We start from the raw sequence: 13,322 nt of genomic DNA on the forward strand, positions 1-13,322 counted from the left end.
GGCCCATGATGGGGGTGTGGCTGCGGCTCAAAGCTCCCTACGCCGGTGCAAACCGGATCAGGTTCCAAGGGACTCTCTCAGCCTGGCAGATCCAGGCACCCCCGCTTCAGGTGACCATTTCACTACAAATGGTACGGATTTGCGAGCCGGTGTCCTTCAGGCTGCGGGGTCAGATCCCGTTCCGCAGGAAAGGGATCTGACCCCAACGGGGCGCCAAGCGGGTCACGCCGCCGCGTGCAGGGCCTGCAGCAGCGCCTGCCCTGGCGCGGTGCGGAACCATGCCGGGTGCCCCAGCATGAAGGGCTGCCAGGCCACGTCGGCATTTGCGGTCGAGCCGGTGACACCTTCGAAGTACTCCACTTCGGACAGTGCGAAGTCGAAATGCACCATCGGCAGCAGGTCGGTCAGCAGGTGCACGCGTGCCGCCGACAGCGGCAGCACCTCGCGGTAGCCGTCGAGCAACGCCAGTGCGACGTCGATGCGCACTGCCTCCATGCCGCGTTCCAGTTCCAGCCACGCCACGGCGTTGCGCTCGATCGCGGTGGCGAGGTCGAACAGGGCGCTGGTGGGCGAGGCCAGGCCGAAATCCAGCACGGTGCTGACCTGCCCGTCGCGCCACAGCAGGTTGGAGACATGCCAGTCGTTGTGCGCCCACAGCCGGGGCTCGGCGTGCAGGCGCTCGGCCAGCCCGGCATGCCATGGCAGCACGTCGCGCTGCAGCTGCGCTTCCCATGGAATGCGCGCGAGATAGCGTGCCAGCCCGGGGCGCTCGTGCAGCTCTGCTTTGATGGCCGCGATCGGATCATCGGCGCGGATCAGATCGTCGCGCGCGACCAGCAGGTGGGTGCTGCGCTGTGGCGCGTGGTAGCTGGCGGCGGCACGGTGAAGTTGTGCGAGTGCGCGCCCGGCTTCGCGGGCCTGCGCGACATCGGTCAGCAGCGACCACGACACCGCGTCGCGGTACAGGTCCTCGCCCACGCCGACGTCGTGCAGTTCAAACGTCCATTCCCCGTGTTCGACCGCAGTGTGGCCATCGGCGGCCGGCAGCACCTGCACCACCGGCACGCCGGCAGCGGCGAGATGGGCGATGAAGTGGTGTTCTTCTTCCAGGCAGGCCGCGCTGCGCACGCTGTGGTGATGGCGCTTGATGAACACCGCGCCGCGCGTGCCGTCGACGATGGCGGCGGCAGACAGCGGCCGCGGGCTGTGCCAGCGCGGTTGGCTGCCGCTGTCCAGCTGCGGGTAGCGCTGGCGCAGCCACGCGATGTCCGCCGCGCTGATCGGTGGCCAGTCAGCAGCGACCTCGTCGTTGTTGAGGCCCTGTACGCGGTGGGAGGAAGACGTCATGCCGCAGCCCGAGAGGGGAAAGTCACATCCAAGGCTGCGCATTCAACGCCATGCGCGCGGCCAACGCAAACGGGCGGGTCATCGACCCGCCCGTCTCCGCATCGGCATGGGTAATACCGCCGTGCCGCTTACCAGCCGCGATGGCGACCGCGGTCGTTGTAGTAGCGGTTGTCGTAGTAGCGCTCGCGCTGCCAGCGGCGGTCGTCGCCACGGTCGTAGTAGCCGCGATCGTAGCGACGGTCGTAGCGGTTGTCGTAGTAGCGATTGTCGTAATAGCGACGGTCGCGGCGGTCGGAGGTGGTCAGGTTGCCGATCGCGCCGCCGGCCACGGCACCGCCGACGGTGGCCGCAGGGTCGCCGTTGGAGAGCAGATTGCCGGCCACGCCACCGACCACGGCGCCGACCAGGGTGCGCTTGTCCTTCCTCGACATCGCGCTGGCATCGCTGACCACGGCGACACCGGCAACCAGTGCCAGGGCCATCGCCAGACCACGGAAGCTGAGTGTGGAAGTACTGAGCATGTTCGGTTCTCCTGTGAGGTGCATGCCACGCTGGGCAGGGAGGGCGCGGGGCGCCCCGGCTGCCGTGGAGACCACGCTGGCGTTCCAACATTGCCGGAACATTGCCTGGCCTACCGGGCGGCTTGCGCATTCATCTAGCGGCAGGCGGCATGAAGCAAGGCTGAAAGCGGCCGCGGCCGCTCAGCTGGCAGAAAGGGAAAGGGCCGCACATGGCGCGGCCCCTCCCCGGTCTGCAAGGCGCTGCGGGCTCAGACGCCCATGGCCTTCTGCGCCTGGCGGGTCTGCTCCTGCTGCGCGTCCTGCTGCTGGTGCAGCACGTTCGGCGTGCCCTGCACTGCGCCGCTGCTGAGCGCCAGGCTCTGCTCGCTGGCGGCCCGCGTCTCCACCGCGACACGGCTGGCCGCCGGGTCACCGATCGTGCCCTGCACGGCGAACAGACGCTCACCGTTCGGGCTGGGCACCACCGAGTCGATGCGCTGCAGGCCGGCGGCATGCGCCTCCCTGGTCAGCGCCGCTGCGGCGCTTTCCAGCGCGTGGCGGTCCTTGAAGGTGCCCGCCGGCATCCGCTCCAGGCCTTCGGTGGCCTGCAAGTACATCGGATTGCGCGGGTGCCGCTCGTCGTTCAGCAGCGGGCGCTCGCGGGCCTCCTTGATCGCGTCCAGCGTCTTCGCACCAACGATGCCGTCGGCGACCAGCCCGTTGTCCTTCTGCAGCTGGCGCACCGCCGCTTCGGTATTGCGGCCGAAGCGGCCGTCCTCGACCAGCGGCTTGCCGTCGGCCCCGGTATAGCCGAGGTGGCCCAGCTGCTCCTGCACCTTGCGCACGCCCTCGCTGTGCGCGCCCGGCTTGTACAGCTCGGCGTGCGGGGTGGCGGCGGCCTTGTGCTCGGCGGCAGGCTTGCCCTGGGTCTGCTCGTGCGATTGGGTGCGGTTTTCCAGCAGGTCGCGGGCCTTGGACAACGGGTCCGACGCGAACAGCTTCCAGTTCGGGTGGTCCTTCACCTGCTTGAGGTAGTCCTCCACCGGCATGGTGTGCACGCCCTTGCTGCCGGTGGACTGGCTGATCAGCAGTTTGTCGGTGTTCGGGTCGCGCACCACCATCACGATGTGGTCGATGCCATTCCAGTGCTCGTGGCGGGTCCTGGCCGTATCCAGGCCGATGACCATGCCCTCCTTCAGCGCACCGGGCTTGAGGATGGCGTCGCGCTCGAGCAGTACACCGGACTGTTCGACGGCCTTGTGCACGATGCCGCCGGAACCGAGGTTGCCCAGGTCGATGCGGTCGGCCTTGCTGAAGACAGCGTGCCCGGCCTTCTGGTTGATCTCGTCCATGGTCCGGTTCTGCAGGGTGCCGACCCAGCCGGAGCAATCGATGTAGCCCTGGTCCACGTTCTTGCCGGTCTTGCCCGGCACGTACAGCGCGTGGCCCGGGATGTTGATGGCGTACTTCACATCGTCGTACTTCACGCCGGCGTCGTAGGCGGCGTGCAGTTCGATGCCCGGCTTCGGCGTGGCGGCAGCCGTTGCGGTTGCGGCCAGCGTAGCGGCGGCGGCGCCCACTGCAGCAGTCTGCGCTGGGGTGGCCGTAGCCTGGGCCTGGCCCGGTGCCGGTGCCGGTGCCACCGCCTGCGGTTCGATGTGCTTTTCCGGGATGCTGATCGCCGCGTACTTGTGGATGTAGTAGCTGGAGAAGGTCCGCGCCAGGTCGCCGTCGTTCATGCCACGCATCTCGGCCAGGGTGTGGCCGGTCAGGGCCTTGGCATCGGAGCCGATCTGGTTGAGCACGTTGCGGCGCATGTTGATCTCTTCGCCATGGCCGTTGCGGACCACGCCGAAGGTGCCGGTAGCGATCGCGGTCTGCACCGAGCCATAGCCGGCGCTGCCCTGCTGGTGGGCCAGGTACAGGTCCAGGCCGGTCGGCGTGTCGCCGCCGGACAGGTACGGGTGGCCGGTGCGCTCATTGCGGCGCGCCATCGATGCCAGGTTGTCCTGGTACATCTGCGCGGCGGCTTCGGTGTTTCGGGTCGGGTCGAACTCGTGGCCGGTCAGGTGGTACTGGCGGGCCGAGCCGGGCACGAACTGGAACAGGCCCTTGGCCCCGGTCGAGGTGTTGTGGGCGCGCTCGTTGAAGGTGCCGCCGGTCTCGATGTGCGCGAAACGCATGAAGTCATCGACCGGAATGCCCTTCTGCCGGGCGACCTGCTCGACGATGTCCAGGACTTCCTTTTTGCTGTAGTCATGCTGTGCCATGACGTTTTCCTCGGGGTTGATGGAGCGGCCGATGCCGCGAATCGCCAACCGGACTCATCCGTGAGTCAAGAACATGTCGGTCAACTGGTAACCCGCCTGCGGCGGATGGAAATCAGGGCGCGATGTACTGCTGGGCCTTGCTGTCGAAGCGGTAGTGGACCGCGTCGCCGACGCCGAGCGCACGGGTCTTGCCCGGACCTTCGATGGTGGTGCCCTTGAAGGACACGGTCAGCTGCGGCAGCCCATTGCCGTCGGCCACGAAGGCCAGTTCGCCATCGCTGTCAGTGCACGGCATCACGTTGTCGTCGTCGCAGGCCGCGCTGTTGTCTTCGCCGGTGCGCACCGAGCCGACGTAGCGCCAGACCTTGCTGTCCAGGTCGTCCTCGCTGCGCTTGGGGTTGAACAGCAGCAGGGCGTAACCGCTGCTGTTGATGCCGCGGTCGAAGCTGCTGGTCGGCACCGCCAGCAGCAGGCGGCCGTCGGTGGTGCGGTGTTCGATCGGCTTGCGCCGGGTATCGATGTCGTCGGCCTTGTCGTAGGCGCCGAGCGCACCGATGGTCCATTCCTGGCCACGGAACTTCCACGGCTTCTTCGCGTCGCCGCCGGCCAGCACGAAGGTGGCCTCGGCGAGATTGGCGCGGTCGTCGGGGCCGGCCGGCTGCTGTTCGCCCGGCTTGCCGTAATGCTCGCGGGTATCCCAGGAAAAACCGGTGTAGTAGGTGGTGCCGTCCAGGGTGAAGGTGTGGCCGAACCAGAAGGTCGCTACGCTGCCGTTCTGGACCTCATAGGACGTCGCACCGTCGCCATCGACCTGGTAGATGAAATACATCACGGTCGGCGCGTCGGGCGGGGTGACGGCGGCATCGGGAGAGGGGTTCTGCATCGGGGCAACATCCTGTCGGGGCGCGTTGGCAGCCTGCGCAGGCGCAGGCTGGGAGGACGAGGGGGCCGGATCGGCGGCGCTGCAGGCGGCAGCGGAAAGAGAGACGAGCAGGCATGCCGCGAATGCGCGCAGGGGCCGCAACGGCAGGGTCCAACGTAGCTCGGGGGGGGACTGCATGCGCCTCTCCATGGTCAGCGTTGCCGGGCCAGACGGCCGGCAGGAAGCCGCACCCCATCCACCAGGGACGGGAGCGAGGACATGAGCCGGTCGATTCCTTCGACCTCGCATTGAGAACTCATGCGCGACCATCTTGGCACAGATCCGCGGGCCATCAAAGAGGGCGATGGCGGACGGCGCAGTTATGTGAGTTGCGTCTCAGATCTTGCCGTCACGCAGATAGTCGAACAATTCGGCATCACCCTTCAGGCCCAGCTTGAGCATGGCGTCACCCTTCTGCCGGCTGATGGTGCTGACGCTCTTGTGCAGCTGCAGCGAAATCTCCTTCACCGTCATGCCGGTGCCGAGCAGCCGCAGCACTTCCACTTCGCGCGGCGACAGCGGCTTGCCATCGCCCTCGCGCATGCGCCAGCTGCCGGCCGCTTCCACCCGCTCGCGCAGGCTGCGGCTGATGTAGGGCTGACCGCGGTAGACCGACTGGATGGCCTGCGGCAGCTCGTCCATCGACGAACTCTTGTCGACCAGGCCGAGCACGCCACTGTCGAGCACCATGCGCAGGATCGCCAGGTTGCTGGAGACGCTGAGCATCAGCACCGGCAGGTCCGGATGGCGGCGGCGGATCATCCCGATCATGGCGAAGCCATCGGCCTGTGGGCTGCCCGGCATGGAGTAATCGGTGACCAGCAGGTCGCAGGGCTGGGCGGCGAGCAGGGTCATCAGCGCCTGCGCGCTGTCGGCCTCGCCGACCACGCGGCCCACGCCGCTCGACTCGATGACGGCGCGGGTGCCGATACGGACCACGGGGTGATCGTCTGCGATGATGATGCGCAAGCTCATGCTCTAGTATGGCCATCGGGCACGCCGGACCGCGACCATCGCGGTCCCTGGCAGGATTCTAGGAGATCGACGCAGATGCGTAGGTGGGCTGTTCGCGGGCTGCTCCTGCTGCTGGCGGTGCTGGCCCTGCCTGTGGCCCAGGCACAGCCGGCTCCTGGCCTGCTGCCGCTCAGCCCGTTGCAGCGCGAATACCTGGTGGCGCATCCGACCATCGTCGTCGGGCAGTATGACAGTGGCTGGCCGCCCTTCGAGTCCCTCCGTGATGGCGAACAGGTCGGCCTGGGGCCGGACTACCTGTCGCATCTTGCACGCCAGCTCGGCGTGAAGGTCGAGATGCGCCGCTATCCCGACTGGACATCCGTGCTGGATGCGACATGTCGTGGCGAGATCGACGTGGTGATGAATGTCGGTCTCAGTGCCGACCGCACCCGCTGCATGGTCTATACCGCTGCGTATTCCGAAGCGCCGCTGGCGCTGGTGGGGCGACCGGCCGACCTTCGTGCGTCCGAGATACCCGACCTGGATGGCCTGCGGGTGGTAATCGAGCAGGATTTCCTGACCGGTCCGCAGGTACGTGCGCGTTTTCCGCGTGCCCGCCAGCTTGTCGCAAACGACACGTTGACGGCGTTGCAGATGGTCAGAGACGACAAGGCCGATGTCTACATCGGCAATGCCTTCGTCGCCACCGAGCTGATCGCCAGCCGACGCCTGCAGGGCGTGGCACTGCTGCGCCCGAGCGACCTGCCACCCGAACGGCTGCACTTCGGCATTCCCAACGGCAAGCAACCCCTGGCTGAAGCCCTGGACCTGGCGCTGGCCGCCACCAGCCAGGCCCAGCGGGATGCGCTGGCGCAGCGCTGGCTGCCCCCTCCGCATTGGTCGGCGTCGGCGCAGCTGGCGTTGAGCCAGGCCGAGAAGCGTGTGCTGGAGCAGCCGCTGAAGATCGGGTTCGCCCCGAATGCCGCGCCGCTGTCGTTCACCGGCGAGGATGGCCGGCCCAGTGGCCTGGCCAGCGAGTACCTGCAGCGCTTGATGCAGGCGGGCGCCAACCTGCAGATCGAGAACAGCCACGACTGGTACGACGTGCGTGAGAAGGCCCGCCGCGGTGAACTGCAGGCCGTGATGGGCATGCCCGCCGATTCGCGCTACCTGGGCCCGGACTGGGTGTTCAGCCAGCCCTTCATCAGCGTGCCGAACGTGATCGTGACCCGGAACGACGGTGCGGCGCTGCTGGGACTGGCCGACCTGCAGGGCAAGCGGGTGCTGCTTTCCGATCCGGAGCGCCTGCGCCGCTACGTGCTGCAGCAGGCACCGCAGGCCCGGATCATCGCCGCGCGCAGCGGCGAGCAGGCGTTGCAACGACTGATCGATGGCGAAGCCGATGCCTATGTCGGCAATCTTGCACTGGTCGATCACCTGCTGCGCAGCCGTTTCCCGGCGCGGCTGCAGGTGGCGGCTCCGGCCGGCTTCAACGACCAGCTGGCATTGGCGGTGGATCGACGACATGCAGCGTTGGCCACTACCTTCGACCGTCTGTTGTTGCAGATGACCCCACGCAAGCGCGAAGCGCTGCGCAGCGCCTGGCTGGCCGTGGAGTACCGCAACGGCGTCAATTGGAACAACGTGCTGCGGTGGGGCATACCGGTGCTGCTGGTGCTGCTGACCGCGATGCTGGTGCATGGTGTCGGCCATTGGCGGCTGCGCCGTGAGGTGGCCGGACGCCGCCATCTGGAACAGCGCCTGGCCGAGGTGACCGACAACCTGCCTGCGGTGGTGTACCAGGCACGTCGCGATGCGGATGGCACGCTCAGCTTCCCGTTCATTGCCGGCGACCTGCCTGCCTTGTTCGGTATTACCCGGCAGCAGGCCGAACAGGACGCGAGGGTGTTGCTGGAACGCATCGAAGAAGAGGACCGCGCGCACATCCTGCTCTCCATCGAGCAGGCCGCGCGCCAGTTCGCGCCGTTGATCCTGGAGTTCCGCCTGCGTAGCGATGAGGAAGGCGTGCGCTGGGTGCGCAGCCAGGCTCACCCCTACGGCGCCGAAGAAGGCGCGGTGATCTGGAGTGGCTACTGGGTGGACGTGAGCGAAGCGCGGATGCAGGCCGATGCACTGACGGCGGCGAAGGCGGAGGCGGAGCAGGCCGCCGAGGCCAAATCACGCTTCCTGGCCACGATGAGCCATGAGATCCGCACGCCGATGAGCGGCGTACTGGGCATGCTGGAAGTGCTGGCGCATTCCCCACTGGACAGCGAACAGCAGCGCATCCTCGGCGTGATCGAGGATTCGGCGCAGATGCTGCGGCAGATCCTCGACGACATCCTCGACTACTCGCGGCTGGAAGCGGGTGCAATGCGCCTGGAGCCGGTGCCGCAGCCGCTCCGGCCCCTGCTGGAAAGCGTGTGCCGCCTGTTGTCCGCACAGGCCAGCGCGCGTGGCCTGGCGCTGCACGTGCAGATCGACCCACAGCTGGCGCCTGCCCACGAAGTGGATGGCGTGCGACTGCGCCAGATCGTGTTCAACCTGCTCAGCAATGCCATCAAGTTCACCACGCAGGGCGAAGTACGCCTGCAGCTGGAGGTGCTGGGCCCGACCAGCGAAGACGGTGTGCAACCGCTGTGCCTGAGCGTAACCGACACCGGCATGGGCATCGCGCCGGAACAACTGCAGCACCTGTTCGCGCCGTTCACCCAGGCTGGCGCCTATATCCAGCGCGACCACGGTGGCACCGGCCTGGGCCTGAGCATCTGCCAGCGCCTGGTGCAGATGATGCAGGGCGAACTGACCCTGCACAGCACGCTGGGCGAAGGAACCCGTGCCGAAGTGCGGGTATCGCTGGTGGAGGCTGGCAGCGAGGACGCGGCGGCACTGCTGGCCGAGCAGGACCAGACCGCGCTGCTGCCCGCTGCGTTGCGCCAGGCGCGGGTGCTGGTGATCGAGGATCACCCGACCAACCAGGCGATGATGGCGTGGCGGCTGCAGCAGCTGGGCGTGCCCCATGTACTGCTGGGCGATGGCCAGCAGGCGCTGGACCGCTTGTCGACGGAGTCCTTCGATCTGGTCATTACCGATTGCCGCATGCCGGTGCTCGACGGGTTCGGCTTCACCCGCCTGCTGCGCGAGCGCGAGGGCCGTAGCGGCCAGCCGCGGCTGACGGTGCTGGCGCTGACCGCCAGCGTGCTGGACGACGATGCGCGCCGCTGCCGCGAGGCCGGCATGGACGAGGTGCTGGCCAAGCCGCTGTCGCTGGCCACGCTGCGCACCGCGTTGCTGCGCTGGCTGCCGCAGGCACAGGGCCAGTCGTTCGAGGTGCCGGTGCAGGAGGCCGTCGCCGACGACGGTGAAGTGCTGCCTGATCTGGCCACCCTGCAGCAGCGCTATGGTTCACGCGCAGTAGCCGAGCAGCTGCGTGACAGCCTGCTGCAGGCCAGCGAAGGCGATCTGGCGGCCGTGCAGCGCGCCGTGCAGGCTGGTGACCGCGAGACCGCGGCGCTGCACCTGCATCGCCAGGCGGGCGGCCTGGGGGCCATCGGGGCACGGGCACTGGCTGGGCAGGCCAATGCGCTGGTCGAGCGGCTGCAGGATGCGGCCGAGACCGACCCGGCGCCGCTGTTCGCGGCGGTAACGGCGTTCGTGGCACGGCTGCAGCACCAGCTGCAGCGCCTGGCTCACTGAGCCGACTGCTGCTGCAGGTAGGCGATCACCAGGGCGCGGCGTTCGGCGCTGGGGAAGGCGTTGTACATGCGCGTGCCGGGCACCACATGGGTGGGCGACTGCAGGAACGCATCCAGGGTCTGCGCGGTCCAGGTGATGTCGGCGCGGCGCATGCCGTCGGAATAGCCGTAGTCGGGCAGGCTGCCGGCGCGACGGCCGATCACGCCGTGCAGGTTCGGCCCGAAGCGGTGGATGCCGCCGGGCTGCACGGTGTGGCAGCCGGCGCACAGCTCGAACGCGCGCTGCATGGCCTGCTGCTGCGCCTGTTCGGGCGTGGCCGGCACCGCAGGCGGGCGCTGGCAGGCCGTGGCAAGCAGGGCCACGGCAACGGCGGTGAGCAGGCGGGAGGCACGCATGGGCGGGCAGGATAGCGGTGCGGCAGAGCAGCCGGGCTGCGACACGCGGTCGCAGCCCGGGGCGATCACATGCCCGAGTAGTTCGGGCCGCCGCCGCCCTGCGGGGTCACCCAGACGATGTTCTGGGTCGGGTCCTTGATGTCGCAGGTCTTGCAGTGCACGCAGTTCTGCGCGTTGATCTGCAGGCGCGCGTTGTCGGCTTCGCCGACGAATTCGTAGACGCCGGCCGGGCAGTAGCGTGCTTCAGGACCGGCGTACTCGGCCAGGTTCACCTTCACCGGAATGCTCGGGTCCTTCAGCGTCAGGTGGCTGGGCTGGTTCTCGTCGTGGTTGGTGCTGCTGAGGAACACCGAGCTGAGACGGTCGAAGGTCAGCACACCATCCGGCTTCGGGTAGGTGATGCGGGTGTGCTTGGCCGCCGGTTCCAGGCAGGCATGGTCCGGCAGCGTGCGGTGCAGGTTCCACGGTGGGTTGCGCACGCCCAGCTTCGGCAGCAGCCACTGCTCCACGCCGGTCATCAGCGTGGCCACGGTCTGGCCCTTCTTGAACCACTGCTTGAAGTTCTTGGCCTGCTGCAGCTCGGTGAACAGCCAGCTGGCTTCGAAGGCCTTCGGGTAGGCGCTCAGTTCATCGTGCTGGCGGTCGGCAGCCAGTGCATCGAACGCGGCATCGGCGCACAGCATGCCGGTCTTGATCGCGGCATGGCTGCCCTTGATGCGGCTGGCGTTGAGGTAGCCGGCCTCGCAGCCGACCAGCGCGCCACCGGGGAACACGGTCTTGGGCAGCGACAGCAGGCCGCCGGCGGTGATCGCACGCGCGCCGTAGCCGATGCGGGTGCCGCCTTCCAGGTGCTTGCGGATGTCCGGATGGGTCTTGAAGCGCTGGAACTCCTCGAACGGGCTCAGCCACGGGTTCCTGTAGTCCAGGCCGACCACGTAGCCGATGGCAACCTTGCCGCCGTCAGCGTGGTACAGGAACGCGCCGCCATAGGTGTCGCTGTCCAGCGGCCAGCCGGCGGCGTGCACCACCAGGCCCGGCTCATGCTTGGCCGGGTCGATCTGCCACAGTTCCTTGATGCCGATGCCGTAGGCCTGCGGATCCTTGCCTTCATCCAGCTTGAAACGGCTGATCAGCTGGCGACCGAGATGCCCACGCGCGCCTTCGGCGAAGATCGTGTACTTGGCCTGCAAGGCCATGCCGCGCTCGAAGGCCGGGCCGATGCTGCCGTCCTTTTCGATGCCCATGTCGCCGGTGGCCACGCCGATCACTTCACCGTTGTCGCCGTACAGCACCTCGGCGGCGGCGAAGCCCGGGAAGATCGCCACTTCCAGCGCCTCGGCCTGCTGCGCCAGCCAGCGGGTCACTTCGCCCAGGCTGATGATGTAGTTGCCTTCGTTGTGGAAGCACTCCGGCAGCAGCGCGTGGGGGGTGCTGCGCGAACCGGTCTCGCTGAGGAACAGGAATTCGTCGCGGGTGACCTTCTGCTTCAGCGGCGCGCCGCGCTCGGCCCAGTCCGGGAACAATTCGGTCAGTGCGCGCGGGTCCATCACCGCGCCGGACAGCACGTGCGCGCCCGGTTCGGAGCCCTTTTCCAGCACGCAGACCGACAGTTCACGGCCGGCCTCGATCGCGCGCTGGCGCAGGCGGATCGCAGTGGCCAGGCCGGCGGGGCCGGCGCCGACGATCACCACGTCGAACTCCATTACTTCACGCGGGGGCAGGGCGTTGGCTTCAGCGCTCATCGATTGCATGACTCGTGGGTAGGGCCGGCATCGGGGCCACCGGCGGTGCCTGGGAATCGCGCGTGCGGCCACGGGCGAAACGGTTGTTTGAATGTGTCAGGGTACCGGGCTGCGCCGGATCCAGCTAGATCGGCGATGTTCACGCCCGTATTGCTGCAATGCAGCGTAATGCTCGTGCCCGGGTAGGTGCCAACCTGGGTTGGCACAGTGTTTCACCGCCCGGACCCGCTTCCGTGTGGACCAAGGTCCACCTCTACCAGACGCGATGCTTGCGGATGACCGACAATGGCCGGGTCCTGACTGCGTGTGAGTGCCATGGCTTTGCATCCGTACGATCTGTTCGATGTCGGTTCCCTGCTCAACGAGGAAGAGCGCGCGGTGCAGGAGAGCGTCGCCCGCTTCACCAATGAACGCGTCCTGCCGATCATTGGCGATGCCTTCGACCAGGCCCGTTTCCCCGCCGAACTGGTGCCGGAGATCGCGTCTCTGGGCCTGCTCGGTGCGACCCTGCCGGCCGAGTACGGCGGCGGCGACCTGGGTGCGGTCAGCTATGGCCTTATCTGCCAGGAGCTGGAGCGCGGCGATTCAGGCCTGCGCAGCTTCGTCTCGGTGCAGAGCTCGCTGTGCATGTACCCGATCTACGCTTACGGCAGTGAGGAGCAGCGGCAGCAGTGGCTGCCGGCGATGGCACGCGGCGAGCTGATCGGCTGTTTCGGCCTGACCGAGGCGCATGGCGGTTCCGATCCGGCCAGCATGAAGACCCGCGCGGTGCGGGACGGCAGCGACTGGCGCATCAGCGGCAGCAAGATGTGGATCACCAGCGGCCCGGTGGCCGACCTGGCCATCGTCTGGGCGCAGACCGAGGACGGCATCCAGGGCTTCGTGCTGGAGAAGGGCATGGCCGGCTTCACCACGCAGGAAATCAAGCACAAGATGAGCCTGCGCGCGTCGCTGACCGGAGCGCTGTTCTTTGACGACGTGCGTGTGCCCGACAGCCACCGCCTGCCGAACGTGAAGGGCCTGAAGGGGCCACTGGGCTGCCTGACCCAGGCCCGCTATGGCATCAGCTGGGGGCCGATCGGTGCGGCGATTGCCTGCCTGGATGAAGCACTGGGTTATGCCAAGGAGCGCGTGCTGTTCGGTCGCCCGCTGGCGGCCACGCAGAGCGCGCAGATCAAGCTGGCCGAGATGGCCCGCCGCATCACCACCGCGCAGCTGCTGGCACTGCAGCTGGGCCGCCTGAAGGAAGCCGGCCAGTTGCAGCCGCAGCAGGTCAGCCTGGCCAAGTGGAACAACTGCCGCATGGCCATCGACATCGCCCGCGAGTGTCGCGATCTGCTGGGCGGCGCCGGCATCACCACCGAACACGTGGCGATCCGGCATGCACTGAACCTGGAATCGGTGATCACCTATGAAGGCACCGAGACCGTGCACCAGCTGGTGATCGGCCGCGAACTGACCGGCATCAACGCGTTCTAAGCGGTGCGGGGATCGCC

Annotated in this window: 9 protein-coding genes and 1 riboswitch; of the genes, 2 read left to right on the plus strand and 7 right to left on the minus strand. The window is 67.8% G+C overall.

Features of this window, described 5'->3' with window-relative positions; translation table 11 throughout:
• Window positions 1-17: 17 nt before the first annotated feature.
• Window positions 18-113, minus strand: a riboswitch (TPP riboswitch).
• A gap of 109 nt (window positions 114-222) precedes the next feature.
• From EGM71_RS00730 to EGM71_RS00750, 5 genes are all read right to left on the minus strand, one after another.
• The gene (locus tag EGM71_RS00730; protein ID WP_188487080.1) at window positions 223-1,347 is read right to left on the minus strand and encodes a phosphotransferase enzyme family protein; all 1,125 of its coding nucleotides are present in this window, start codon (window positions 1,345-1,347) and stop codon (window positions 223-225) included.
• Window positions 1,348-1,475: 128 nt separating this feature from the next.
• Window positions 1,476-1,868 (minus strand): glycine zipper 2TM domain-containing protein, encoded by a 393-nt coding sequence (locus EGM71_RS00735; RefSeq protein WP_188487082.1) that lies wholly within the window; start codon window positions 1,866-1,868, stop codon window positions 1,476-1,478.
• A gap of 248 nt (window positions 1,869-2,116) precedes the next feature.
• Window positions 2,117-4,117 (minus strand): peptidoglycan-binding domain-containing protein, encoded by a 2,001-nt coding sequence (locus EGM71_RS00740; RefSeq protein ID WP_188487084.1) that lies wholly within the window; start codon window positions 4,115-4,117, stop codon window positions 2,117-2,119.
• A 112-nt stretch (window positions 4,118-4,229) separates the two neighbouring features.
• Window positions 4,230-5,000, minus strand: a complete 771-nt coding sequence (locus EGM71_RS00745) for a hypothetical protein (RefSeq protein WP_188487086.1) — start codon at window positions 4,998-5,000, stop codon at window positions 4,230-4,232.
• 375 nt (window positions 5,001-5,375) lie between these two features.
• A complete protein-coding gene (locus tag EGM71_RS00750; protein WP_188487088.1) occupies window positions 5,376-6,014 on the minus strand; it encodes a response regulator transcription factor in 639 nt (212 codons plus the stop codon).
• Between the two features lie 75 nt (window positions 6,015-6,089).
• On the opposite strand from EGM71_RS00750, the gene EGM71_RS00755 reads away from it, so the two are divergent.
• A complete protein-coding gene (locus tag EGM71_RS00755) occupies window positions 6,090-9,689 on the plus strand; it encodes an ATP-binding protein (RefSeq protein ID WP_188487090.1) in 3,600 nt (1,199 codons plus the stop codon).
• Here the strand turns inward: EGM71_RS00755 and EGM71_RS00760 are convergent.
• Window positions 9,683-10,084, minus strand: a complete 402-nt coding sequence (locus EGM71_RS00760; RefSeq protein WP_188487092.1) for a c-type cytochrome — start codon at window positions 10,082-10,084, stop codon at window positions 9,683-9,685. The genes EGM71_RS00755 and EGM71_RS00760 overlap by 7 nt on opposite strands.
• Before the next feature lie 65 nt (window positions 10,085-10,149).
• Window positions 10,150-11,826 carry an electron transfer flavoprotein-ubiquinone oxidoreductase gene (locus EGM71_RS00765; protein ID WP_188487094.1) on the minus strand — a complete coding sequence of 559 codons (1,677 nt, stop codon included), beginning with the start codon at window positions 11,824-11,826 and terminating at the stop codon, window positions 10,150-10,152.
• A 315-nt stretch (window positions 11,827-12,141) separates the two neighbouring features.
• Between EGM71_RS00765 and EGM71_RS00770 the strand changes: the two genes are divergently transcribed.
• Window positions 12,142-13,305 (plus strand): acyl-CoA dehydrogenase family protein, encoded by a 1,164-nt coding sequence (locus EGM71_RS00770; RefSeq protein ID WP_188487096.1) that lies wholly within the window; start codon window positions 12,142-12,144, stop codon window positions 13,303-13,305.
• Window positions 13,306-13,322: the final 17 nt, after the last annotated feature.

Origin of the sequence: Stenotrophomonas maltophilia (genome assembly GCF_006970445.1) — a bacterium.
GTDB classification, from domain to species: domain Bacteria; phylum Pseudomonadota; class Gammaproteobacteria; order Xanthomonadales; family Xanthomonadaceae; genus Stenotrophomonas; species Stenotrophomonas maltophilia_AU.

What these genes read in the sequence shown, in the direction of transcription:
- EGM71_RS00730 (WP_188487080.1), bottom strand. Translation starts at nt 1,347, where the DNA reads ATGACGTCTTCCTCCCACCGCGTACAGGGCCTCAACAACGACGAGGTC.
- EGM71_RS00735 (WP_188487082.1), bottom strand. Translation starts at nt 1,868, where the DNA reads ATGCTCAGTACTTCCACACTCAGCTTCCGTGGTCTGGCGATGGCCCTG.
- EGM71_RS00740 (WP_188487084.1), bottom strand. Translation starts at nt 4,117, where the DNA reads ATGGCACAGCATGACTACAGCAAAAAGGAAGTCCTGGACATCGTCGAG.
- EGM71_RS00745 (WP_188487086.1), bottom strand. Translation starts at nt 5,000, where the DNA reads ATGCAGAACCCCTCTCCCGATGCCGCCGTCACCCCGCCCGACGCGCCG.
- EGM71_RS00750 (WP_188487088.1), bottom strand. Translation starts at nt 6,014, where the DNA reads ATGAGCTTGCGCATCATCATCGCAGACGATCACCCCGTGGTCCGTATC.
- EGM71_RS00755 (WP_188487090.1), top strand. Translation starts at nt 6,090, where the DNA reads ATGCGTAGGTGGGCTGTTCGCGGGCTGCTCCTGCTGCTGGCGGTGCTG.
- EGM71_RS00760 (WP_188487092.1), bottom strand. Translation starts at nt 10,084, where the DNA reads ATGCGTGCCTCCCGCCTGCTCACCGCCGTTGCCGTGGCCCTGCTTGCC.
- EGM71_RS00765 (WP_188487094.1), bottom strand. Translation starts at nt 11,826, where the DNA reads ATGAGCGCTGAAGCCAACGCCCTGCCCCCGCGTGAAGTAATGGAGTTC.
- EGM71_RS00770 (WP_188487096.1), top strand. Translation starts at nt 12,142, where the DNA reads ATGGCTTTGCATCCGTACGATCTGTTCGATGTCGGTTCCCTGCTCAAC.